Raw genomic sequence first — 22,208 nt, forward strand, 5'->3', positions numbered from 1 at the left:
CGCAGAGGGCGGGTCAGGAGTGGGCGCTGCGCGCCTGCCACGCGCTCGCGACCATCTCCGTGAGCGTGTGGCGCATCCGCCAGTCCAGGTCGCGCGCCGCGGCCTCGCCGGACGCGACGATGCGGGCGGGGTCGCCCGGGCGGCGGGGTGCGGCCTCCGGCTCGAACTCGACACCCGTGACCTGTGCCATGGCCGTCATGATCTGGCGCACCGAGACGCCGTCGCCGCTGCCGAGGTTGTAGACGGGCTGCAGGTCGCGGCCCTCGGCGAGGGCTCGCGCGGCCGCGACGTGCGACGTCGCGAGGTCGGCGACGTGGACGTAGTCGCGCACGCACGTGCCGTCGGGCGTCGGGTAGTCCGTGCCGTTGATGCGGGGGGTGCGGCCCGCGACCAGCGCGTCCAGGACCAGCGGGAACAGGTTGTGCGGGCTCGTGTCGTAGAGCTCCGGGCGGCCGGACCCGACGACGTTGAAGTAGCGCAGGGACGTGTGCCGCAGGGGTGCGGTGCCGTCGGCGGTCGCGCGGGCCTGGTCGCGCAGGAGCCACTCGCCGATGAGCTTGCTCTCGCCGTAGGGCGACTCCGGCGCGGGCGGCGTCGCCTCGGTGACGAGGTCGGTGTGCGGGGTGCCGTAGACGGCAGCGCTCGAGGAGAACACGACGGCGGTGACGTCCGCGTCGGCCATCGCGCGCAGCAGGTGCGCGGTGCCGGTGACGTTCTGCTCGTAGGTGTGGAGCGGGCGCTGCACGCTCACGCCGGCGTACTTGTAGCCCGCGAGGTGCACGACCCCCGTCACTCCGTGCTCGCGCATCGCGGTCGTGACCGCGGCGGTGTCCAGGATGCTGGCCCGGACCAGGGGGACGTCGTCGGGCACGAACGCCTCGTGGCCGCTCGACAGGTCGTCCACGACGACCGCGTCGAGGCCCGCGTCGAGGAACGCGCGGACGACGTGGGATCCGATGTAGCCGGCGCCGCCGGTCACGAGCCAGGTCATGACGACATCGTTCCACGCGCCCGATCAGAAATCAACAGAATCGAACACTGCGGAGAGTGCTGACGGGTCGCGGACACGACGACGCCCGGCGGCCGTGGCCACCGGGCGTCGTCGCTGTCCCGCCGGGCGTTCGCGTCAGACGCGGCGGCGACGGCCGAGCATGTTGGCCGCGATCGTCACGCCGATCGCGGCGAGCGCCACCTGGATGATGAGCTCGATCCAGTCGATGCCGTCGGTCTCCTCGAGGTTGAGCTGGCCCGCGATCCACGTGCCCAGGAGGGCGGCGAGGATGCCGACGATGATCGTGACGAGGATGGAGATGTTCTGCTTGCCCGGCGCGAAGAGCCGTCCGAGCGCGCCGATGACGATGCCGACGACGATCGCGGCGATGATGGAGCCGACTCCCATGGTGTCCTCCGTTGCTGAGACTTCGGTGTAGGGCTGACCCTCGCGTCGGACGGTAGACCCGGCGGGTGGTCCCCGCACGTCGAGTCGATCGTGGACGCCACGGGACAGAACGGACGTCCGGCGTGCGTGGCCCCGCGGCGCTCGGCCTAGCCTGGTCGGGTGACCCCCACCCTCGCGTCCCTCCAGCACCTCGCCGGTGATGCGCTCGCCGGCCCCGCGCCGACCGCCGCGGTCGTGCCCGACGACGGCACGGCGGCGGGCCCGGTCATCGTCCTCGCGATCGCCGGGGCGCTCATCGTCGCGCTCGTCGTGGCCGAGGTGGTCGCCGCCGTCGTGCGGGCCGTGGGGCGTCGCACGTGGCTCGCCGAGAACCTCTCGCGCCGTGCCCGGCTCCCGCTGCGCGCCGTGCTGGTCGTGGCCGGCATCTGGGTCGCGCTGCGGATCGTCACGGAGCCGCCGCCGGAGGGGCCCGCGTGGACCCCCGGCGTGGAGCACGCGCTGCTCATCGGCGTGATCATCGGTGTGGCCTGGCTGATCGGCGCGCTCGCGTTCGTCGTCGAGGACGCGGCCACGCGGCGGTACCGCACCGACGTGCCGGACAACCGCCACGCGCGCCGCGTCCGGACCCAGGTCATGATCCTGCGCCGGCTCACGGTCGCGGTCCTCGTGCTGTGCGCGATCGCGGGCGTGCTGCTCACCTTCGACGGGGCGCGCGCGGCCGGCGCCGGCGTCCTGGCGTCCGCCGGGCTGCTGTCCGTCGTCGCCGGCCTGGCCGCCCAGACGTCCCTCGCGAACGTGTTCGCGGGCCTGCAGCTCGCGTTCACGGACGCCATCCGGGTCGACGACGTCGTCGTGGTGCAGGGGGAGTGGGGCCGCATCGAGGAGATCACGATGACCTACGTCGTCGTGCACCTCTGGGACGACCGGCGGCTCATCCTGCCGTCCACGTGGTTCACGACCACGCCGTTCGAGAACTGGACCCGCCGCGCCGCCGACCTGCTCGGGACCGTCGAGCTGGACCTCGACTGGGAGGTCCCGGTCGCCGAGATGCGTGCGGAGCTCGTCCGGCTGCTCAACGAGAGCGGGCTGTGGGACCACCGCGTGGGCGTGCTCCAGGTCACCGAGGCCACCGGAGGCTTCGTGCGGATCCGCGCGCTCGCGAGCGCGGCCGACGCGCCGACGCTCTTCGACCTGCGGTGCGAGGTGCGCGAGGGCCTCGTCAACTGGCTCCAGGCCCAGCACCCCGAGGCCCTCCCCCGCAGCCGCTGGCAGGAGACCGCTCCGGTGGACCGGTCGACCGCGACGCCGGGCGCCCGGCCCGACGCGCTGCCCCCCACGCCCCCCACCGCGCCGGTCGCCACCGGCGTGCCCACGCGTGAGGACACCGTCCGGCTCGACCCGGGCAAGGACTCGCGGCTCTTCACGGGCAGCATCCCCGCGCTCGAGCGCTCCCGGGCCTTCACGGGCCCGGGGATCGAGGTGATCGCCGAGCGCGAGCAGATCGCGCGCGAGATGGAGGGCGAGCCCGAGCCCGAGCCCGAGCGCGGCGAGCGCCGGTCGCGCGAGCGCTGACGGGCGAGCGCTGACGGGCGCAGGCCCGACGGCGCCGTCGGCGTCGCCTCAGCGGGTCGCGCGCCCGATCGCGGCGAGGGCCTCGGCGGCGACGACGTCCTGGCCCTCGACCAGGCACGAGCGGGCGAGCGACGCCGAGACGCGGATGGCGGCAGCCCGCGCCCGCAGCTCGCGGTCGGGCGGGACGGCTCCGTACGCCTGGACGAAGGCCCGGCGGGCGGCGCCGTCGAACGCCGAGAAGGCGATCATCAGGTCGACGCAGGGGTCCGCGAGGGCGGTGTCGCCCCAGTCGATGACGCCGCTCGCACGCCCGTCGTGGACCAGCAGGTGCCGCACGTGCAGGTCGCCGTGGACGAGCACCGCCCCGGCGGGGTCGGCCGGGGGCAGGTGCTCGGCCTCGGCGAGCAGCGTCCGGGCGGCCGGGGGCACGGGCACGCCGAGGGCCGTGATCGCGTCGAGCTGGCCGCGGCCCCGTTCCGCCATGACGGCCGGCTCGCTGCGCCGGTTCGGGTCGGTCAGCAGGGTGAGCCCGTCGGTGGCCAGCGCCGCCACGGTCTCGCGCGCGAGCGCCGGGTCGTGCAGCTCGCGCAGGAGGGCGCCCACGGCCCGCGCGACGGCGGCGCGGTCGGCGTCGGGCAGGGCGGCGCGGGCCAGCTCCACGCCGGGCAGGGGGCGCGTGCCCCAGAAAGGCCAGGGGACCTCGGGGGTCGGCGTGCCCAACCGCTCCGGGAAGGGGATCGGCACGGCGAAGCGGTCGGCGAGGTGCCGCAGGACCGCGACCTCCTGCCGCGCGCCGCGCAGCGCGATCTCGCGGTGCACGAACCGGAAGAGCCAGTCGTCGCCGACCGCGAGCACGGCGTTGTCCCAGCCGGCGTCGAAGGCTCGCACGGGCAGGTCCGCGAGGTCGGGGAACTGCTCGGCGATGACGCGCGCCGCGAGCTCCGGGCCGACCACGCGCTCCGGGGCCCACTCCGGGGTGGTCACCGGCGGGCCTGGCGCGGGATGCGTCCGTCGACACCGCGTCCGTGCAGGGCCATGACCTGCGGTGACGTGGGCGCCGGCGGGAGCGCGCCCGGCCGCCCGACGGCGTAGCCCTGCACGGCCTCCGCGCCGAGCGCGTGCCAGGCGCCGAGGTCGGCGACGTCCTCGATGCCCTCGACGACGAGCCGGGCGCCGGTGGCGTGGGCGAACTCGATGAGCGCGCCGCCGAGGGCGCGGCGCAGGGGGCTCAGCGCGAGGTCCTGGGTCAGCGACATGTCGAGCTTGATCGTGTCGGGCGCGAGCTGCAGCACGTGGCGCAGGCTCGCGAACCCGGCCCCCGCGTCGTCGACGGCGATCTTCGCCCCGCGGTCGCGGAGCGCCGCGACCGCGTCCCGGAGCAGGGGGTAGTCCTCGACCATGGCGTGCTCGGTGATCTCGACCACCACGGTGCGTTGCGAGCGCTCGAGCAGCGCGTGCAGCCGCGGCGAGGCGAGCGTGCCGGGCGAGGCGTTGACCGCGACGTCGACGTCGAGCGGGAGCCCGCGCGTGCCCTCGAGCGCCGCCTCGATCGCCAGGAGCTCCAGCTCGGTGCCCCGCCCCGCCTCGTGCGCGGCGGCGAACCACACGTCCGGCGGGCGCAGCGGCTCGACGTCGACGCGCGTCAGCGCCTCGACCGCGAGCAGGCGCCCGTCGGCGAACGCGTAGATGGGCTGGTAGACGAGGTGGAAGCGCCGACCGTCGACGACGTCGTCGACCTGGCGGGCGAGCCGCTCGGCCTCCGCCGACCGCTCGCGCACGGGCGCGATGGCCTCCCGGATCTCGGTCCGCAGCTCCGTGCGCAGCTGCCGCTCGTACTCGCGCTGCCGCAGCTGCAGCGCCAACGCGGCGACGCAGCCGACCGCGACGAACATGGCGCCCCGCACGAGCCAGCTCGCCGGGTCCTGGTGCTCGCCCGTGGCCACGTCGAGCGGCATGAGCGGCCCGCAGAGCAGGGTCGCCGCGAGCGCCGTCACGACCGACCCGCGAACCCCGAACGGGAGCGTCGCGAGCACGATCGGCACGTAGAACAGGTGGGGTGTGGACAGCACCGTGCCGCCGGAGGCGTGGACGAGGAGCCAGCAGCCCGCGAGGCCGGCCGCGACGGTGAGGGCGCCGACCCAGCCGGGCGTCGTCATCGAGCGCCGGACGGCGCGGTCGAGCCACGACACGCCGGGCGTGCGCGGGTCGGTGGTCGTCGCGGTCATCGCCGTCCTCAGCGTCGAGCGGGGCTGTCACGGTCATTGTGACCGGCGACGGTGGCTCCGCGGGAACGCTTGGGTGTTTGGTCCCAGGACGGACGCATCTGGGTGGTCGGGAATGACCCGGTCGGGTCAGTGCACGCTGTCAGAGCTGGGCGGCGAGGGCGTACGCGGCGTTGACGGCCTCGCCGACCTTGGCGGGCGCCACGCAGTCCCCGACCGCGTGCACCGGCAGGCCGGCCGCGGTCAGCTGCTCGAGCAGGTCCGTGCGCGGGCGGCTGCCGAGGGCGAGGACGACCGTGTCCGCGGGCAGGGTCGCGGGTCCGTCGGGGCCCTGCACCGCGACGCCGTCGTCCGTGATCTCCCGCACCCGCGTGCCGGTCAGCAGCCGGACGCCGGCCTCGTCGAGGCGGCGCAGCAGCGTGATCCGGTTGACGACGAGCATGTCGCGGGCGATCTCGTCGAGCATCTCCACGACGGTGACCTCGTGCCCCTCGTGCGCGAGCTCGAGCGCCGCGTCGGACCCGGAGAGGCCCCCGCCCACCATGACCACGCGGTGGCCGACCGGCGCGCCCTCGTGGAACTGGAGGACGTCGACGACGTCGTCCCGGTCGGTGCCCGGGAGGCTCGCGGGGACCAGCTGGACGGACCCGGTCGCGACGACGACGTGATCGGCGTCGCGCAGCTCGGGGGAGTCGGCGGTGATGCGGTGGCCGAGGTGGACGGTCACGGGCAGCTCGGCCAGCCGGCCCTCCCACCAGTCGACCATGCGCCGCAGCTCGCGCTTGAAGTCCGGCGTCGCGGCGGGCCACAGGACCCCGCCGGCGTGCTCACCCTCGTCGTAGACGTCGACGCGGTGGCCGCGGGACGCCGCGACCCGGGCGGCCTCCAGCCCGGCCGGCCCGGCGCCGACGACGACCACGTGCCCCGGCGTCGACGACGGCTGCGGCAGGTGCGCCTCGATGCCGACCTCCGGGTTGACGGCGCAGCCGAGCGGCTGGCCCTCGAGGATGTTGCCGACGCAGAGCTGGTTGCAGCGGATGCACGGGCGCACCGCCTCGGGCTGGCCGGCGGCCAGCCTGCGCGGCAGGTCCGGGTCGGCGATGAGCGCACGGCCCATCCCGATGAAGTCGACCTCGCCGGCCGCCACCGCGCGGTCGCCGATCTCCGGGGTCATGTTGCCGGTCGCCATGACCGGCACGTCCACGACCGCGCGGACGGCGGCCGCCCCTGGGAGCAGCGGCGCGTCGCCCATGTAGTAGGGCGGGAAGATCCAGTCGACGGTCTCGAACGCGCCGTCGTCGACCATGAGCAGGTCGATGCCGGCGCCGGCGAGGATCGGGGCCATCTGCAGGGCCTCGTCCAGGCCGCGGCCGCCGGGCATGTGGTGGTCGACGGTGAGGCGGAACGTGATGGCCAGGTCCGGTGCGGCCTCCCGGGCGGCGGCGAGGATCTCCAGCGGGAACCGGAGGCGGTTCTCCAGCGAGCCGCCGTAGCGGTCCGTGCGCTGGTTCCACTGGCTGCTCATGAACTGGTCGATCAGGTACCCGGTGTGCGAGTGGACGTCGACGGCGTCGAAGCCCGCGGCGGCGAGCCGCGCCGCGGCCGGGCCGTAGTCCGCCACGAGCTGCTCCACCTCACCGGTGCTGAGCTCGCGGCACGTGCGCGACGGGTCGGCGAGCCACGGCGTCGGTGAGGCCGAGACCGGGACGTCGCCGCCCGGCTCGGGCGGGCCGACCCGCCCCGAGCCCGGCGTGAGCTGCCCGGCCAGCAGCGCCCCCTCGGCGTGGACGGCGTCGGCGAGGCGCGCGAGGTCCGGGATGACGGCGTCGTCCTCGACCTTGGGCCAGCCCTCGTTGTCCTCGAAGCGGGACGTCGTCGTCATGGTCCCCGTGATGATCAGGCCGACGCCGCCGGCGGCCCGGGCGGCGAAGTACGCCACCTCGCGCTCCTCGACGCGTCGGCCGAAGCCCACGTGCATCGGTGGCATGACGATCCGGTTGCGGGCCTCGAGCCGGCCGATTCGGCCAGGGCTGAGCAGGTTGTCGAACACGGCGCCCCCTTGCGTCGACGGTGCTCTCGACGCTACGTCCGTCACGCCAGACACGCACCCCGCCGGGTGGTCACCGGGCGCGCGGGGTCACCGGGCGCGCGGGGTCACCGGGCGTCGTCGGCGACCCAGCCGGGTGCGTCCGGCCGGACGGGCGAGGGGCCCACCAGGGTGGTCAGCGACGACTCCAGGGCCGCCAGCCCCGGGGTGCCGAGGCGCCGCTCCCACGCGGCACGCAGGTCGTCGAAGATCGCCTCGCCCTCGCGCATCACCTCGAAGCCCAGGGGCGTGACCTGGATGCGTTTGCGGCGCGCGTCGGCGGGGTCCGGCTCGCGCACGACGTAGCCGCGCTCGAGGAGCGTGGTGATCGTCTTGGCGGCCGCCTGCTTGGAGACGGACATGCGCCGCCCGAGCTCGGAGGCGGTGTCCGCGCCGGCGTCGATGGCGCGCATGGCGAAGTCGTGGACGGGTCGCACGTCGTCGTGGCCGCGGGCGGCGAGCTCGCGGGTCGCGGCGTCGACGAGCGTGCGGTAGCCGCCGAGGAGGAGGAGCGCGAGGTCGGCGCCGGACCGGGACATGGCGTCAGCGTACGGACGCGGGCATGGACATCGACAACCCGGATGTCTATCGTTGGACAACCGTGTTGTCTAATGGAGGGTGAGCGCCATGTCCGTCGCAGCATCGAGCGGTCCGGGGGCCCGCGTCGCGCACCACACGGTCGCCGTGGGCGGGACGCGGCTCCATCACGCCTCCGCGGGTGAGGCGGGCTCTCCCGTCCTCCTGGTCCACGGGTTTCCCGAGTCCTGGTGGGCCTTCCACCGGCTCATCCCCCGGCTGGCGGCGCGGCACCGGGTCGTCGCCGTCGACCTGCGCGGCTTCGGCGACTCGGCGTGCGACGACGGCCCGTACGGCAGCGCGACGTCGGCGGCGGACCTGCACGCGCTCGTCGCGCACCTGGGCCTCGGTCCGGTGCACCTGCTCGGGCAGGACGTCAGCGGCGCCACGGTGGTCCGGCTCGCCGCGGAGCACCCCGACGACGTGCTGAGCCTCACGGCCGTCGAGATGGGCCTGGCGGGCTTCGGTCTCGAGGCGCTCGCCGACCCGACGCGGGGCGGCTCGTGGCACGTCGGCGCCCTCGCGGCGCCGGGCGTCCCCGAGCTGCTGCTCGCCGGTCGCGAGCGCGAGCTGCTGGCGCAGTGGTGGTTCCCGGCCATGACGGCCGTGCCGGGGGCAGTGGGCCCGGCCGACGTCGACGAGCTCGCCCGGGGCTACGCGCGCCCGGGCGGGTGGCGCGGCGCCGCCGGCCTCTACCGGTCGGTGCTCACCGAGGGCGACGAGCTCCGCGCACTCCTCGGGGCGGCGCCGCTGCGGGTCCCGGTGCTGGCCGTCGGCGGGGGCGGCGGGGAGTTCACGGCCCGCACGATGGCTCAGGTCAGCGCGGGCGACGTCGTCGACGTGCGGCTCGACGGGGTGGGTCACCACGTCGCGCTCGAGGCGCCGGGGGCGCTCGCGGCCGCGATGCTCGACTTCCTGGCGGGGGTCGACGCGGGGTCGTGACGGTGGTGCCGACGCGGCGGACGGCGCCCGTCAGGCGCCCGGGCGGGCGACCCAGGCGCTGAAGACGGGCACGCCGTCCCACGCGGGTCCGGCGACGGTGCGCCGGTCCCACGGCCGCGCCGGGTCGGGCGCGGTGGCGCGGGCGAGGGCCACCACGGCGTAGGGGCGGTTGAAGCGCACCGTGACCCGGCGGTGCGTGACGAGCCGTGGCATGGGCATCCCGGTCGCGCGGATGCCCATCGCGGTCACGGCGGCCGCCGCGAAGCCCTCGCGCGTGTACTCGGCGCGCGCGACCTGCGTGGCGGCACCGTCACCGCTCCCGGCGGCGGGGGACAGCAGGCCGGTCAGCGTGGCCAAGGCGGCGCGGACGCCCGGCGCGCCGGCGAGGTCGTGCCTCGACTCCGCGGACCACGGGGCGAGGTAGGCCGTCCAGGTGGTGTGGCGGTCGCCGTGGGCGCCGAGGATCTCCTCGCGGGTCTCGGCGACGTCCCAGGCGGCGCCCGGGCCGGTGGGTAGGTCGAACACGTCGAGGCGCCGCGCCCCCGGCGCCTCGACGTCCAGGGCGGCGGCGACCTGCGCGGCCGCGTCGTGCACCGCGGCGGCGGGCACGTCCGGCCCGGCCATGACCGACAGCACGCGCAGCCCGGTGGCGGACTCCGCGGCGTGCGCGGCGACGGGACCCGCCGCGTCGGTGTCCAGGAGCGCGACGTCGTGTCCGGCCGGGGCGCGCAACGCGAGCGCGGTCCGCTGCCCGAACTCACCGCCGAGGTCGGACGCCGGGGCGTCGTCGAACGGCTCCAGCCACGAGACCTTCGCGGCGAGCGCCGAGGCGAGCACGACGGCGGCGTCGTCGTCGAGGTCGAGCGGGAACCGGGTCAGCAGCCCACCGGTGTGCTCGGCGGCCCACCGGTCCGCCTCGGCCTGGGTGGGCATCGCGCCGACGGCGACGGCGGCGGGAAGCGTCGCGGCGAGGGCCCGGTGGCGCGCGGCGTCGACGAACCGGGCGCGCGTCCAGAGGGCGACGGCGGTGGCGACGGCGGGATGGGCGTCGGCGAGCAGGGCGGCGGCTCGGTCGGCCGCGTCGCGTGCGTCGGTGCCGAGCGCCGCCTCGAGGTCGCTGCGGTGGGCGCCGGTCGCGGACGGCGCGGTGAGTGCCAGCAGGAGCCACAGGCCGAGAGGGCTGACCACGCCGTGCTCGGTCGCGTGCGCGCGGTTGACGTCGGCGGCGAACTGGCTGACCAGGGACGCGGTGGTGGCGGGCATGGCGACTCCCGTGACGGTGGGCCCCGTGGGGTTCGAACCCACAACCTACGGCTTACATGTCCGAGCAGGTCAGCGGCGTGGTGATCCCCGGGCCGTGGGGTCTGGCGCCGGCCGAGGGCGACCTCGAGGGCGGTGTGGCATGAGCATGTGCTGGTACCCCGGCGACGGCGAGCGGTTCGAGATCTCCGTGGACGACCCCGGCGACGGCCGGCTGCACATGCGCCGGCTCCGGGGCGACGACGACGCGGACTACGAGTGGATCGCCCTGGCCGGCGGGCACCTCGGAGTGCTCGCCCGCGAGGTCCTGACCGCCGTCATCGAGGACCGCGCGCCGGTCCTGCCCTACCCGCTGAGCCGCCTGCAGCTCACGCGCGACGACGCCCGTCTGATCGCGGCGAGCGTCCAGCAGGCCGTCCTGCTCGCCGCGGCCGGCACCGACCGCTACGACCGGATCCACGTCGACCCTGACGACTCGCCCGCCGAGGCGCTGTGCTCCTCGTGCAGCCTCGGCAGCCCGTACACCGGCGCCGTGACCATCAGCGAGCGCTGCCTCGAGCACGGACACCAGCCGTTCGGCGAGCGCAGCGGGGTGAGCTGGGCCGACGCCGTGCGGCGTCGCGCACGCCCCGCGCGGGCGTAGCGCCCACCGAAGGGCCGGCTCACGATGACGCCGCCCGCCCCCGGTTCGTCGGGGCCCTCACGGCGCACGCGGGCAGGAGTCCGGCCGGCGACACTTCGGCTGCTCCCCCCGCTGCCCGAGGACCAGGTCGCCCCCGGCGACCAGGAGTCCTTCGTGCCCACTCGTCACGCCCTGACAGGTTCTGGCGCGATTCGCGGGACCCGTCCACATCCTGGCGGCGTGACAGGCGCTGCCTCCTCCTCCATGATCACTGCCCAGCAGGGCGTCGGGGGGGTTCATCTGTCGTTGTGGTACCAGGCGATCAGCGCGCACAGCCGGGCGCTGCGCGCGGCTGGGCGCCGCCCCGCCACGGTCGTGCTCTACGAGCACTACCTGCGCAACGTCGCCGTCAAGCTGCACAGGCGGAGCCCATGGGCCGTCACGACGGCCGACCTCGAAGGGCTCCTGGGCGAGGTCGACTGGGGTCCGTCGGCCCGTAAGTCGCTGCGCACCGCCCTGGTGAGCTTCTACCGCTGGGCCCACCGGGCCGGGCACATCGCGGCCGACCCGACGGCTGGCCTGCCCACCGTGCGGGTGCCGCGGGGCCGCCCGCGCCCCGCGCCCGAGCGCGTCGTCGTCGACGCCCTGCGCACCGCCGGGGAGCGCGAGCGGCTCATGGTCAAGCTCGCCGTCTTCGCCGGGCTGCGTGCCGGCGAGATCGCCCGCGTGCACACCCGCGACCTGTGCGGTGACGTCCTGGTGGTGCAGGGCAAGGGCGGCAAGCAGCGCGACGTCCCGCTCGACGACACCGAGCTGCTCGACGCCATCGCCGGCGCGGGCGGCTGGCTGTTCCCGAACGGCCGCGGGCGCCACCTCACGCCCAACCACGTCTCCAAGCTCGTCGCCCGAGCGCTCCCCGAGGGCTGGACCGCGCACACGCTCCGCCACCGGTTCGGTACCCGGGCCTACGCGGGCACGCGCGACCTGCTCGCCGTCTCCCAGCTGCTCGGCCATGCCAGCCCGGACACCACGCTGGTGTACGTCCAGATGCCCGACGACCACATGCGCGACGCCGTGCGAGCCGCGAGCGCCGTCGGTTCAGCCACGGCGCGCCGACTCACGAGGGTGCGGCCGCGCGAGATCGCCTGACCGGGGCCTAGCGGGCAGCTGCTGCGGCGCGCGATGATCCTGCGTCATGGACAGGTCGAAGGTCGCGCCGGCGGCGGGCAACCTCACGCTCGGGCTCGTGCTGCTGGTCGTGGCGGGCGTCCTGGCGAACGTCTACTCCCAGCTGCAGATCACGTCCGCGCTGACGCCCTACGGCGGCGAGCCGGTCGGGACCTGGTTGCTCGCGGTCGCCGGCGTGGGAGGGCTCGTCGGGCTCGTCGTCATGGTGATGGGCGTGTACCAGCTCGCCACGAACATCGACTACCTCGCGGACCGGGCAGTAGAGGCGCACGACCGGGAGGTACGGGAGAGCGCGGCGAGCGCCGTCGTGCGCCACGAGCAGGCGAAGGCCGAGCGCGCGGCCGCACGACCCACGCCCGACCGCTGACACCGGCGTAGCCCGGGGCCTCCCGACTCGCTGCGACCTATGCGGGCCCCGGCGTGTCGTCGGCGGGTCTGCGCAAACCGGAGGGCTCCCGGCGCCACTGCCGCCGGGCGACCTCTCTCAAGGGGACTACGGCCCGAATCTCCCCGCACAGCTCGCACCGCCACTCCTCCACGCACCCGGGCTCGCCGAAGCGCGTCCAGACGAGCCGCCACAGGTGCTCCATGGGGTCCATCGTCGCGGGCAGGGTGGTCGCCGGCGTGGTGTCCACAGGGTCCGATCGGGCGAGTTTTGTGTAGGGGTAGACAAGGGCTGTGTATCCCTCTACAGTAGGGACATCGGCAAGGGACACCAGCCCAGAGGAGACGGACGATGAGCACCAACCACGGCATCCCGGCCGAGCACCACGCGCGTCTCCTCACCGCCAGCGACGAGCTCGTCAGCAAGACCCGCGAGCACAACCGCACCGAGGCCGCCCGCCTCTACGCCCAGGGCTACACCTACCGCGCCAAGACCCTGTACGCCTACGTCGACACCTGCGACGCGATCCTCGCGGCCCGCACCCCCGTCGCCGCGACGGCCACCACGACGACCACGACCGCCGTCCGCCGCCCCGCCCGCCCGGTCTCCAACGCCCGCCGCGGCTCCCGCGCCCCCGCCTCCTGCTCCTCGTGCGGCGAGGCCGTCATCCACGGCGAGTGCGAGGGCTGCGGCTCCACCCGCCACTGACCACCGACCCCCCCTGCCCGAGAGGACCACGACCATGAGCCCCTTCGACGCGATCGCCTGGCTCGGCCCGGCAGCCGACGACACCACCCCCGAGCAGCGTGAGGCCCTGACCCGCGCGGCCGAGGCCGTCAACGCACGCTTCCCCGGCGAGGACGACGGCGAGGTGCGCGAGGCCGCCCTCAACGCGGCCGCGCAGGTGATCCTCGGCGACGACGAGCCCGAGGCGATCGCCGACCGGTGGCGGGCGGCCCGTCGCGCCGAGCAGGAGGCGCGCGCTGCCCTGACGGGAGCGATCATCGCCGCCGCCCCCACGTCGTCCGAGTCGGCGCTGAGCGAGCGGCTCGGCGTCGCGCGGGACACGGTGCGCAAGGCGCTGGGGAAGGCCCGCGGCTGACGAGCCGCCACAGGTTCACGGGTCGAGCGTCGCGCCTCGGTGGGGTCGCGGGCTGTCCACAACGAGGAATGCCCCCCTCCCGCCCGGTGAGGGGCGAGAGGGGGGGCGGCGTAATTGCGGGAGGGCCTGTCGCGGGCCGGCGCGACGCCATACGCTTCCCCGCGTGCACAATCCTCCGGCCCTGTGCCCAGAGCATGGGGTGGTCCCTGTACAGGGGATCGTGATCGCCGGGGGTGCGACGGTGAGCTTCCAGGGCGGCACCGCGCGGTGCCCGCACTGTGGGCGTCGCATTCCCATGCTGGACGGCACCATGACTGTCGCCGAAGAGCTGGCCCACTTCTTCCTTGCTCCGATGACGCCTGCTCAGGCCACCCAGTTGCGGCGCGCAGCGCAAAGGGCGAAGAAGGTCGCGCAGGCCGGCGACACGCGGGGTGCCATCAAGGAGCTCCGGCGAGCGAACCCGAAGGTCGCCGAGATCGTTGAGCGCGAGGCCCAGGACCGCAGTTGGCAACGATCCGACGTGATCGCCCTGATTGGCATGCTGATTGCGGCCCTCACGTTCCTACAGCCCTACTTCTCGCAGGGCCAGGAGCTCACGGAAGAGGACGTGGTGCGCATCGTTGAGGAGGCGCGCCGCCAAGCGGGCCTGGATCCGGTCGCCGCGCCACCCGAAGAGCCGCAGCCAGGAAGCCCAGGGCCAACAGAGCTAGGACCGCTTGACGTGGACCCTCCAGGCCGGCAGCCAGGATCGAGTGCACCAGCGCAGCGGTGAGGAGCCAGGCGAGCCAGCGCCCCGATCGGTCCATGCCGATCACGTCCACACGGGGATGAAGCGCACGGTGCCGCCGACCTTGACCGCCAGCCAGCCGGTCTGCGCGGTGCCCGTGGGGCCCGATCCGCCAGCGTTGGCGAGGGTCGCGGCGCCCAGCCCGCCGGGGGGCACCATCGGGCGCTGGAAGTCGACGAAGTTGAGCGCGGCGTTGCCGATGCGGACGTCGCCGGTGCCCCCCCGGTTGATCTCGACCGCCCCGCTGCCCTTGGCCTCGATCCGCATCCGCTCGTCAGCCCGAGGCGACAGGACCATGAGCGACGCCCCATCGCCCTCCGCGCGTCCGACGACGGCGATGCCCGTGGCCTGCGCCTCGGGCGAGGTGTTGACCTGGAAGGCCGGGTTGGCCGCACCCGCCTGCCCGACGACCAGGGCGTTGGCGCCGGTCGTCTGCACGGAGAGGTTCTGCCGCACCCGGGTCGGGGACGAGAACTGGTTGTAGCCCTTGGCCTGGTTGTCCACGACGTGCAGCACGACGTGGGACCGCGGGTGCGGGGTGCCGGTGTAGAAGTCGCTGGCGCCCTGGAGGTAGCCGGTGACGCGGATCATGTTGACGTTGTCGTTGGAGAACACCACCGGGGTGTCGCCCGGCCCCCAGTTGTGGCTCTTCACGTCGTACTTCCCGCGCGTCACGGCGTGCGTCGCGTCCCCGAGCTGCAGGCCGATCTCACCAGGCGCACCCGTGCCCCCGGTCGTGCCGAAGATCGTGCCCTCCCACGTCGAGTCATTGCCGAGGGCCAGGACGCCGACCTTGCAGCCGTCCGCCATCCCGTTGACGACGTGCACGGGCAGCTCGAAACGCCAGCCGAAGGCGAACTTGCCCCAGACGTGGACGTTGCTGAACAGCTCGCCCGCGGCGTTCTCCCTGGTCTGGATGCCGATGAGGTCGCCAGCCGGGGTGCCGGCCACGCTCACGATGCCGTCCTGGAAGATCGAGTCGTGCGGGCCGGCCCAGTCGAGCGCGACACCGCTGAGCGGGTCCTCGATGCGGAAGTTGGACCAGGAGGCCTCCATGTGCAGGCCCCACATGCCCCACTCCGAGCGCACACCCCCCGAGCGGCCGTTGAGGATGACGAGCTGGTCGACGGTGTAGGCGTAGGCGTAGACCCGCATCGGCAGCGACTCACCGGTCTGCTGCGCGCCGTTGCCGTCGAGGGTCCCGTTGCGGATCGACCAGTCGTGCTCGCCCGCGTTGGAGCTGGTGCCGGTGAGCGCGGCGTAGTTCGGCACCGTGATCAGGTCGGCGTTGGTCCCGGGCGCGAGGCGCATGGTGAGCCCGCCGAGGTCCAGGTGTGCGCCCGACTTCATGAGCAGGGTGCGGACCAGGAAGGAACCGTGCCCCGGGCGGCGGAGGTAGATCTGCCCGCCCACGTCGAGCGCGGCCTGGATCAGCGCGGTGTTCCGCGCAGCGTCGGTGCCGAGGGTGACGACCCGCGCGAAGGTGGCGGTCAGCACCGGGTCCAGCGCCTGCCGTGCGGGTGAGGCGCCGTCGGCCAGGAACTCCGCCACGAGGTCACCAGCGCTCTCAGGCGTGACCAGGTCCGGCAGCTGGTCGCCCGGGACCTTGCCGGCCTTGTCGAGCGACGCGACACCGCCCGCGATGCCCTTCGCGTACACGGGAGCGGGGAGCGTGGGCGCGCCCGGCGGGACCTCGATCGTCCCGAGGTTCACGCCCGGGATCGGCAGGCTCCGGTGCGCCAGGAGCGGCTGGATCGCGTACTCGCGGCCGGCCGCAGAGCGCAGCCGCTCGGAGACCAGCACCCGGTTGTCCTCGTCCCACACGATGTCCGGGTCGTCGAGCGCCGGGAACTTCGTGAAGATCGCGGCCGGCAGGATCGCGGCGTTCCACCATGCGTCCCACGCCGCCCCGTCGAAGGCGGGTCCGTCGGCTGCGGCGTCGGCCGCCCGCCACGCCGCACGCACCGCGTCGCGCACCGCGGCGTCCTGCTGGTTCGCGTCGCCGATCTGGACCGTGACCTGCGCGCCGCCCGGGTAGATGATCCGGCCGTCCGTGCGCTGGATCCGGGAGGCGATGACCAGGTCGACGGCGCCGAGCTCGGGCGTGCCGTCGGGCGCGCGGTGGAAGACGCCGTAGACGGGGACGTCGTCCCAGCGGCGGGAGGGGTTCGGCATGAGGGCTCCGATCGCGTGCGCAGAGAGGAGGGGGTCAGAGCGTCGAGGTCGAGCGGGCGAGGACCTTGTCGAGCGCCTCGCGGCTGGGGTCCGTCAGATCCAGGAAGTCGTGCAGCTGCGCGAGCACGATGCGGTCGCGGTCGGTCAGGTCGGTGATGACCGCGACGTCGGTGCCGTCGTCGTCGACGTAGGACACCTCGGCGAGCGCGTAGCCCGGCGTCCGAGCAGATCCCAGCACGATGCGGACCAGCCAGTCCGGGAGGTGCGCCTCGAGGCGGCGCCAGGCCCAGTACCAGAGCGCGATCGCCGCAGCGGTGATGAGCGCGAGCGCGGCCTCCGACCCGAGCAGGTCCGCGAGCGCGGTCGAGACGGTGTCGGGCAGGTGCGGGCTGATCCAGGCGAGCGCGAGGGTGACCAGGGCGCCCCACCACGCGGGGACGAAGGTGCGCAGGTAGGACACGGCGCGGTCGGACAGCTCCGTGCGCGGGGTCGGGGTCTCGAGCTGGAGGGTCATGTGGGTGCTCCGTTCGGGTCAGATGCCGTCGGGTCGCGGCGGCGGGGGCGGTGGCAGTTGCTGCCAGATGTGGTGTTCGAGCGCGTCGATGTGGTCGCCCTGGGCGCGGATCACCAGCGCCTTCGCGAGGTTCCCGTCCTCGGCGGCCGCGAGGCGGCTCTCGACGCGCTCGAGGCGCGCGCTGAGGCGGTCGATGAACGCGTCCCGCTCTCCGAGCGTGTCGCGTCGGTCCTCGACCTGGTCCCGTCGTGCCTGGCGTTCGTCGGCGGAGACGCCAGCGCGGCGGTCGTGCACGGCCTTGACGAGCGCCGCGATGCCGCTGAGGGAGCCGATGAGCGCCGCTGCCGCGAGGAGCAGGTCGAGGAGAGTCACCGGTCCAGTCCTGCCGCCCGTCTCCACGACCGCACGCGCGCCTTGCGGGCGTGGCTGGCGGTCAGGGAGAAGACGGTCAGGTCGATGCCGCGGGACCATGCGCCGAAGCCCGCCACGGCGAGCGCAGCTGACATGGCCGGGTCGCCCGCCACGAGTTCGAGGAGCGAGTAGCCGTTGAACGCGGCGCCGACGAAGCAGACAGCGACCCACTCCACCTGCCAGCGGTGTGCTGCGGCGCCGACGAACGCCACGGTCCCAGCGACGATCCCAGCGGCACCGAAGGCCACGGCCCAGCCGGGGTGGACGTCCCCGCCGGTAGGGGGTGGTGTGTGCAGGACGGCGCTGCCTGCGAGCGTCGCGAAGGCGTACATCGCGCATCGGATGAGCTGGGCCGCGAGGCGCAGGCGCGGCGGCCAGTTGCGGTCGGGCACGCTCAGCCGCCGACGACCGGTCGCGCCCACAGCGGGTGCGTACCGGGCAGGTCCACCAGGCCCGGCCTGCCCATCGCCGCGTACTCGGCTGCGGAGACGTGCCGGATGCCGCCACTGGCCAGGACGTAGCAGGCGCCCGTGCGGTCGCCCTGACGGCGGTACAGCTCGCCGGGGGTGTAGATGACGGTGCGCGCCCAGAACGGGTCGTCGGGGGGCAGCGGGATCACGCGCGGGGACCCCATCGCCGCGTGGGCGGCGCCGTCGAGCCAGATGCGCGCGGACGTCCCGACGCCGGCGAAGAACGCGCGCCCGCCGTCGAGCTTGTACGCGTACCCGCGGGCCTTGAGGTGGTCCACGCCAGCGCGGACCTGCTCGAGCAGCTTGCGGTCGGTGTCGCTGAACATGTCGTCGTCCTCCGTGATCGGTACGGGTAGGACACCGGTCGGTGTCGTGGGGATGGGCGCTGGGCTCGGCCGCGAGTCCGCAACGGGCGCGCCGTCGAGGTAGACGCCTCGCGCGGCGAGGAACGGGGCCGGGTCCACCGGGCGACCGTCGACGAGGACCTCGAAGTGCAGGTGTGCGGCGCTCGTGCCGGACGCGCCCGACCGGCCCACCTGCTGGCCAGCGGTCACGCGCTTCCCGACGGCCACGGCGATCTCGTCGCGGTACATGTGGATGTAGCGGGTCCGGACCTGCCGGCCACCCTCGTCGGGGTGCCGGATGTCGAGGACCCACGCGCCCTTGCTCGTCTGCCAGATCGAGCGCACGACGCCGTCGCGCGCCGCGTGGACCGGGCCGCGCTTGGAGCCGAGATCCAGACCGTCGTGGTGGTTGGACACCGAGCCAGCGAGCTTGCGCGGCCCGTAGGGGGACGTGATGCGACCTGCTGCCGGGCGGACCCACGTCATCGGGTCACCACCTCTTGACGGTCAGGATGCAGGGCGCCGTGTTCGAGTCCGGCACGAGCGTCTGCTGGGCCGCCGGATAGACGCGGCCGACGATCTGGTCGCCGGCTTCGTAGAACCGGGGGTTCGCGAACGCCTGGTTGCTGAACGAGGCACCGCTCGACGACGGCGACTGCCCGAGCACCTTGGAGTCCGCCAGCCGGTACAGCTGGACGGTGAAGTTCGACGCCGACATGGAGAGCGTCAGCCAGAACTCGTACTCCCCGTCCTCGAGGATCGTGATCACGCCGTTTTCGTGTTCCCACGGCTGGGGCCCAAGCGCCGAGACGATGGCCGGAGCTACGCCCGTGACGTTGACCGGTGCCTGCGACCACTGGTTGGCGGGCCGCACCGCCGGCGCGGCCTGGCGAACCGTCAGCGACGGCTTCTCCCCGACGGTGTGGAACGTCTCCGCGTCACGCGTGTACTCGAGCTCGCGGCCTGACGGCGCGTCCAGCCGGAAGAACACGAGCGGGCGCGAGACGCCAAGATCGGCGACCTTCTGTGCGCGCTCGGTGGTGTTCGCGACGATGATCACGTCGTTGATCGAGAGCGACAGGTCCGCGATCGCTTGCCGACGCGGCGTCTCACCGGACGCCGGCACGAGGTGGTTCCGGGCGTCAGCCATGCTTGCGCTCCTCGTCAGGGGGTGAGACGTCGGCCGGTGTAGCCGGCTCGGCGGGGATGTCGTGCTGGTTGTGCCACTGCTCGTGGCGGTCCTGGTCGGCAACGACGGAGCCGCAGGCATCACAGACGGTCCACACGCGGTGGCCTCCTCAAGCGGGACGGGTGTGGGTGACCTCGAGGGCCATGCCGGCGCCGTTGCCCGCGCCTGCGACGGCCCAGTACTGGGAGCCGACGAGTGCGAGGGCCTTCACGGCACCCGTGCGCATGTCCTCGCGGACGTCACCGGGCAGGTCCGTGGCGCCGTCCCCAGTCGCGGTGGACCCGGACGAGGCGGGCGCACCACTCGGCGGCGCGCCATGAGGGGAGCCCTGCACCGTCGCAGGCCCCGACGCACCCGACAGGCCGACGCCGAGGAGCATCACGCGGACCCGGTCGAGCGACGTCGCGCCGAGATTGACGACCTGATCCCCGTAGACCGCCAGGCCCTTCATGGGACCGGACCCGTAGCCAGAGCCCTGGTAGAGCGTCGAGCGCCCCCCGTAGCGGCCGACGTTCCACCGATCCCATCCTGAGCCGGACCGGTAGGACCCGGACCACTGCGCCATGATCGTCACCGTCGCCTGGACCGTCCTGCCGCTGCTAGACGGTGGCGGCACGGCCCCAGCCGGAGCTGCGACCAGGTCCGATGGCGCGCCTACCCGGTACGGGCGGCCCCACCCGTCGAGATCGACCCACACGGAGGTGCCGACCGTGTAGGTCGAAGGCAGGTAGGGCAGCACATAGGAGCCGCCCAACACCGTCACCGTGGCCCGTCGGGCCTCCGTGTCGATCGCCGTCAGGGTCCCCGGGACGCTCGGCTCGAGCGGATCCACGGCGCCGAGGACTTGCTCCGAACGTCCGCCAGCGAACGGGTTGTGCGCGACGCGGCATGACCCGCCCGGCCGGTAACGGGCGGCGACGGCGGGGACCTCCACCGCTGCACCGAGGTCATTGCGGACGGCAACCTGAACCAGGCCGGCGTCGGCGTTGACCGCGAGCACCGTGCCGGTCGTGATGAGCGAGGTGTCGGCGGCGGCCGGCGGGCCCACTGGGCGTAGACCGGCGAGCAGCATCGCGTCGAGGTCCGAGGTCATGCCGGCACCCCGACGTCCAGTCGCATCGCCCCGTCAGCCACGGTCAGCGGGAGGTCGTAGCCCACGACGAACCCCCAGTCCCGCACACCATCACGGATCACCTCGACTGCGTCGTCGAGGTCCAGGCGCGGATCCGGCACACAGGTCACCGGCACCGTGCGGGTCGGCAGCAGCCGCGAGCGCAGCCGCGTGTTCGCCGCAGCCTGGGCGGCCGAGCGGTTCCTCAGGAGCGGTGAGGAGAAGAACTCCGTCACGGTGCCGTACGGACCCGAGGTGGCCATCGGGCCCGTCGTCTGTTCCGCGATCGCCTGGACCTCGACGCCGGACGCGCTCGATCGGGCCACGACGCGGTTCGGCGCACCGCGGCCGTCAGTGCGTGCGACACCGACGACGGTGCCGCGCTCACCGTCCTTCAGGGTGGCGACGGGTGTTGCGACGTCCGGCAGGGCCGGACGAAACTGTGCCTGACCCCATGCGTCGGTGCGCAGCCGCGCCGGCCATGCGTCGGCGATCTCATAGAGGGCTCCGAGGCGGTCCTCGGCCCACTCCATCGACGTCGGGCAGTTGCGGTCCTCGAGGCGTTGGTCGAAGCCGGCCGCCATGCCCGGGGGCATCAGGCGGCGCGCCTCGGAGATGAGGGTCGCACCCGCACGTGGAGCCGACGGGGCTGGCAGGCGATCATCTGCGACGCGACGCAGTAGGCCCTCAGCGGCGACGACGAGTTCGCCGCCGTCGTCGTAGTCCCACTCGGTGATCAGGTAGCGGCCGATGCGCGTCTGGTACTCCGCGCCGGTGACCGCGGACCACAGCATCACGGACACCGCGAGCTCCTGCCCGTACCGGGCGAGGGGGTGCTCGTGGTCCTTGCCAGGCAGCCAGTCACGGCCGTCCCAGCGCGGTACGCGCAGGGTGAGGCGCTCGGGCACCTCCTGGGTGACGGACGCCGTCGCTCGCCCGCTGGTGACCGGGACCTGCTCGGCGAGCAGGTGGCCGCCACGCCACGACTGGATGACCGGCCAGTACCCTGCCCACCCGGTCAGCAGCTCTTCGGGCGTCCCTGTCCTCACGCGAGCTGCCCCCAGTCGTAGGTGTCGAAGTCGTCCCACGTGGAGCCAGCGAAGAGCGCGTCGAAGTCCGCCCACGTCCGGCCCGTCATTGCCGTGTCGAAGTCCGCCCAGGTGAAGGCCGCGAGCGCAGTGCCGGGCTCCGGGTCGTCGACGAGGAGGTACTCGATCGACCAGGTGCGCCAGGACCACACGCCGTCGCCCTCGACGTCGCCTTCGAACAGGGCGTTGGAGACGCGCTGCGGGAGGATGATCTCGACGGGGTCGAGGTCGCGAACCTGCCCGTCGGTGCGGAGTACCAGGGGCCTGCCGGTGAGGAGCATCTCTGTCAGTGCCCGGGTCTGGGCGGGGGCGGTCTTGATGGTCATCGACCCGCCGCCGTCGCCGCCGGGCACGAAGCGGCCCGGGGGCCGACGGCGACCGGGCACCGGGAACGCGACGCTGGCCATGCTGAGCTCGCGTGGCATGCCGTCGTCGTCCCACTTGAAGGCCACGACGGCGCGCCCGTCGAGAGACTGCAGTACGTGACCGTCGACGTGGTGGATCGGCTCGGGCAACTGGACCATGTAGGTCAGCCCCGACACGAGCGCCGAGTAGGTCACCGGGGTGTTGAGCGCTGCGCGGTTATCGACGAGGACGACCTGGTCGCCGGTCGAGGTCCCTTCGCCCCCAGGGACGGGCCATGTGCGGCCGTCCGAGGTGGCGCCGACCACCTTGTACCCGGCTCCCGATGGGACGCCTGAGAGGACGATCTGCACGGGCCTCGGGTCACCCGCTGAGACGAGCTCGACCGCGATGCTGGGCACG

The 22,208-nt window shown here is 74.0% G+C and carries 24 protein-coding genes; 8 read left to right on the forward strand and 16 right to left on the reverse strand.

Annotated elements, in window-relative coordinates; all coding sequences use genetic code 11:
- Positions 1–13: 13 nt before the first annotated feature.
- Positions 14–991, reverse strand: a complete 978-nt coding sequence (gene galE, locus H2O74_RS01810) for a UDP-glucose 4-epimerase GalE (protein ID WP_182112863.1) — start codon at positions 989–991, stop codon at positions 14–16.
- A gap of 135 nt (positions 992–1,126) precedes the next feature.
- Positions 1,127–1,399, reverse strand: coding sequence for a GlsB/YeaQ/YmgE family stress response membrane protein (locus tag H2O74_RS01815; RefSeq protein ID WP_182112864.1), 273 nt, complete (start codon positions 1,397–1,399; stop codon positions 1,127–1,129).
- Between the two features lie 159 nt (positions 1,400–1,558).
- On the opposite strand from H2O74_RS01815, the gene H2O74_RS01820 reads away from it, so the two are divergent.
- Positions 1,559–2,971, forward strand: a complete 1,413-nt coding sequence (locus H2O74_RS01820) for a mechanosensitive ion channel domain-containing protein (protein WP_309232687.1) — start codon at positions 1,559–1,561, stop codon at positions 2,969–2,971.
- A 48-nt stretch (positions 2,972–3,019) separates the two neighbouring features.
- On the opposite strand, the gene H2O74_RS01825 is transcribed toward H2O74_RS01820, so the two are convergent.
- From H2O74_RS01825 to H2O74_RS01840, 4 genes are all read right to left on the reverse strand, one after another.
- On the reverse strand, positions 3,020–3,955 hold the full coding sequence (locus tag H2O74_RS01825) for a phosphotransferase (RefSeq protein ID WP_182112865.1): 936 nt from the start codon (positions 3,953–3,955) through the stop codon (positions 3,020–3,022).
- Positions 3,952–5,196, reverse strand: coding sequence for an EAL domain-containing protein (locus tag H2O74_RS01830; protein WP_182112866.1), 1,245 nt, complete (start codon positions 5,194–5,196; stop codon positions 3,952–3,954). Before H2O74_RS01830 ends, H2O74_RS01825 begins: the two co-directional genes overlap by 4 nt.
- 139 nt (positions 5,197–5,335) lie before the next feature.
- Positions 5,336–7,243, reverse strand: coding sequence for an FAD-dependent oxidoreductase (locus H2O74_RS01835; protein ID WP_255491724.1), 1,908 nt, complete (start codon positions 7,241–7,243; stop codon positions 5,336–5,338).
- A gap of 104 nt (positions 7,244–7,347) precedes the next feature.
- Complete coding sequence (locus H2O74_RS01840) at positions 7,348–7,818, reverse strand: MarR family winged helix-turn-helix transcriptional regulator (protein ID WP_182112867.1); 471 nt, start codon at positions 7,816–7,818, stop codon at positions 7,348–7,350.
- Between the two features lie 88 nt (positions 7,819–7,906).
- On the opposite strand from H2O74_RS01840, the gene H2O74_RS01845 reads away from it, so the two are divergent.
- Positions 7,907–8,797, forward strand: coding sequence for an alpha/beta fold hydrolase (locus H2O74_RS01845; protein WP_182112868.1), 891 nt, complete (start codon positions 7,907–7,909; stop codon positions 8,795–8,797).
- Between the two features lie 30 nt (positions 8,798–8,827).
- Here the strand turns inward: H2O74_RS01845 and H2O74_RS01850 are convergent, their stop codons facing one another.
- Entirely contained in the window at positions 8,828–10,060 is a 1,233-nt protein-coding gene (locus tag H2O74_RS01850; protein ID WP_182112869.1) for a serpin family protein, read from the reverse strand.
- A gap of 139 nt (positions 10,061–10,199) precedes the next feature.
- On the opposite strand from H2O74_RS01850, the gene H2O74_RS01855 reads away from it, so the two are divergent.
- The 6 genes from H2O74_RS01855 to H2O74_RS01880 all read left to right on the forward strand — a co-directional run bounded on the left by H2O74_RS01855 (position 10,200) and on the right by H2O74_RS01880 (position 14,126).
- On the forward strand, positions 10,200–10,700 hold the full coding sequence (locus H2O74_RS01855; RefSeq protein ID WP_182112870.1) for a hypothetical protein: 501 nt from the start codon (positions 10,200–10,202) through the stop codon (positions 10,698–10,700).
- A 219-nt stretch (positions 10,701–10,919) separates the two neighbouring features.
- Positions 10,920–11,828 carry a tyrosine-type recombinase/integrase gene (locus H2O74_RS01860; protein ID WP_182112871.1) on the forward strand — a complete coding sequence of 303 codons (909 nt, stop codon included), beginning with the start codon at positions 10,920–10,922 and terminating at the stop codon, positions 11,826–11,828.
- Between the two features lie 46 nt (positions 11,829–11,874).
- Positions 11,875–12,234: a hypothetical protein gene (locus H2O74_RS01865; RefSeq protein ID WP_182112872.1), complete on the forward strand. Its 360-nt coding sequence runs from the start codon at positions 11,875–11,877 to the stop codon at positions 12,232–12,234.
- A 369-nt stretch (positions 12,235–12,603) separates the two neighbouring features.
- Complete coding sequence (locus H2O74_RS01870) at positions 12,604–12,960, forward strand: hypothetical protein (RefSeq protein ID WP_182112873.1); 357 nt, start codon at positions 12,604–12,606, stop codon at positions 12,958–12,960.
- Between the two features lie 34 nt (positions 12,961–12,994).
- On the forward strand, positions 12,995–13,354 hold the full coding sequence (locus H2O74_RS01875) for a hypothetical protein (RefSeq protein ID WP_182112874.1): 360 nt from the start codon (positions 12,995–12,997) through the stop codon (positions 13,352–13,354).
- A gap of 241 nt (positions 13,355–13,595) precedes the next feature.
- The gene (locus H2O74_RS01880) at positions 13,596–14,126 is read left to right on the forward strand and encodes a hypothetical protein (RefSeq protein WP_182112875.1); all 531 of its coding nucleotides are present in this window, start codon (positions 13,596–13,598) and stop codon (positions 14,124–14,126) included.
- A gap of 39 nt (positions 14,127–14,165) precedes the next feature.
- Here the strand turns inward: H2O74_RS01880 and H2O74_RS01885 are convergent, their stop codons facing one another.
- From H2O74_RS01885 to H2O74_RS01925, 9 genes are all read right to left on the reverse strand, one after another.
- Positions 14,166–16,316 (reverse strand): hypothetical protein, encoded by a 2,151-nt coding sequence (locus tag H2O74_RS01885; RefSeq protein ID WP_182112876.1) that lies wholly within the window; start codon positions 16,314–16,316, stop codon positions 14,166–14,168.
- A 34-nt stretch (positions 16,317–16,350) separates the two neighbouring features.
- A complete protein-coding gene (locus tag H2O74_RS01890) occupies positions 16,351–16,830 on the reverse strand; it encodes a hypothetical protein (protein WP_182112877.1) in 480 nt (159 codons plus the stop codon).
- An 18-nt stretch (positions 16,831–16,848) separates the two neighbouring features.
- Positions 16,849–17,202, reverse strand: a complete 354-nt coding sequence (locus H2O74_RS01895) for a hypothetical protein (RefSeq protein WP_182112878.1) — start codon at positions 17,200–17,202, stop codon at positions 16,849–16,851.
- Complete coding sequence (locus H2O74_RS01900) at positions 17,199–17,663, reverse strand: hypothetical protein (RefSeq protein ID WP_182112879.1); 465 nt, start codon at positions 17,661–17,663, stop codon at positions 17,199–17,201. The genes H2O74_RS01895 and H2O74_RS01900 overlap by 4 nt, the downstream gene beginning before the upstream one ends.
- Positions 17,636–18,541, reverse strand: a complete 906-nt coding sequence (locus H2O74_RS01905; RefSeq protein ID WP_182112880.1) for a M23 family metallopeptidase — start codon at positions 18,539–18,541, stop codon at positions 17,636–17,638. Before H2O74_RS01905 ends, H2O74_RS01900 begins: the two co-directional genes overlap by 28 nt.
- A gap of 4 nt (positions 18,542–18,545) precedes the next feature.
- Positions 18,546–19,205, reverse strand: a complete 660-nt coding sequence (locus tag H2O74_RS01910; RefSeq protein ID WP_182112881.1) for a hypothetical protein — start codon at positions 19,203–19,205, stop codon at positions 18,546–18,548.
- Between the two features lie 148 nt (positions 19,206–19,353).
- Entirely contained in the window at positions 19,354–20,337 is a 984-nt protein-coding gene (locus H2O74_RS01915; RefSeq protein ID WP_182112882.1) for a hypothetical protein, read from the reverse strand.
- On the reverse strand, positions 20,334–21,404 hold the full coding sequence (locus tag H2O74_RS01920) for a hypothetical protein (protein WP_182112883.1): 1,071 nt from the start codon (positions 21,402–21,404) through the stop codon (positions 20,334–20,336). The genes H2O74_RS01915 and H2O74_RS01920 overlap by 4 nt, the downstream gene beginning before the upstream one ends.
- Positions 21,401–22,207: a hypothetical protein gene (locus H2O74_RS01925; protein WP_182112884.1), complete on the reverse strand. Its 807-nt coding sequence runs from the start codon at positions 22,205–22,207 to the stop codon at positions 21,401–21,403. Before H2O74_RS01925 ends, H2O74_RS01920 begins: the two co-directional genes overlap by 4 nt.
- Position 22,208: the final 1 nt, after the last annotated feature.

The organism is Actinotalea sp. JY-7876 (genome assembly GCF_014042015.1).
Lineage (GTDB): Bacteria > Actinomycetota > Actinomycetes > Actinomycetales > Cellulomonadaceae > Actinotalea.

What these genes read in the sequence shown, in the direction of transcription:
- H2O74_RS01870 (WP_182112873.1), top strand. Translation starts at nt 12,604, where the DNA reads ATGAGCACCAACCACGGCATCCCGGCCGAGCACCACGCGCGTCTCCTC.
- H2O74_RS01850 (WP_182112869.1), bottom strand. Translation starts at nt 10,060, where the DNA reads ATGCCCGCCACCACCGCGTCCCTGGTCAGCCAGTTCGCCGCCGACGTC.
- H2O74_RS01845 (WP_182112868.1), top strand. Translation starts at nt 7,907, where the DNA reads ATGTCCGTCGCAGCATCGAGCGGTCCGGGGGCCCGCGTCGCGCACCAC.
- H2O74_RS01885 (WP_182112876.1), bottom strand. Translation starts at nt 16,316, where the DNA reads ATGCCGAACCCCTCCCGCCGCTGGGACGACGTCCCCGTCTACGGCGTC.
- H2O74_RS01855 (WP_182112870.1), top strand. Translation starts at nt 10,200, where the DNA reads ATGAGCATGTGCTGGTACCCCGGCGACGGCGAGCGGTTCGAGATCTCC.
- H2O74_RS01830 (WP_182112866.1), bottom strand. Translation starts at nt 5,196, where the DNA reads ATGACCGCGACGACCACCGACCCGCGCACGCCCGGCGTGTCGTGGCTC.
- galE (WP_182112863.1), bottom strand. Translation starts at nt 991, where the DNA reads ATGACCTGGCTCGTGACCGGCGGCGCCGGCTACATCGGATCCCACGTC.
- H2O74_RS01815 (WP_182112864.1), bottom strand. Translation starts at nt 1,399, where the DNA reads ATGGGAGTCGGCTCCATCATCGCCGCGATCGTCGTCGGCATCGTCATC.
- H2O74_RS01910 (WP_182112881.1), bottom strand. Translation starts at nt 19,205, where the DNA reads ATGGCTGACGCCCGGAACCACCTCGTGCCGGCGTCCGGTGAGACGCCG.
- H2O74_RS01875 (WP_182112874.1), top strand. Translation starts at nt 12,995, where the DNA reads ATGAGCCCCTTCGACGCGATCGCCTGGCTCGGCCCGGCAGCCGACGAC.
- H2O74_RS01840 (WP_182112867.1), bottom strand. Translation starts at nt 7,818, where the DNA reads ATGTCCCGGTCCGGCGCCGACCTCGCGCTCCTCCTCCTCGGCGGCTAC.
- H2O74_RS01865 (WP_182112872.1), top strand. Translation starts at nt 11,875, where the DNA reads ATGGACAGGTCGAAGGTCGCGCCGGCGGCGGGCAACCTCACGCTCGGG.
- H2O74_RS01890 (WP_182112877.1), bottom strand. Translation starts at nt 16,830, where the DNA reads ATGACCCTCCAGCTCGAGACCCCGACCCCGCGCACGGAGCTGTCCGAC.
- H2O74_RS01915 (WP_182112882.1), bottom strand. Translation starts at nt 20,337, where the DNA reads ATGACCTCGGACCTCGACGCGATGCTGCTCGCCGGTCTACGCCCAGTG.
- H2O74_RS01905 (WP_182112880.1), bottom strand. Translation starts at nt 18,541, where the DNA reads ATGACGTGGGTCCGCCCGGCAGCAGGTCGCATCACGTCCCCCTACGGG.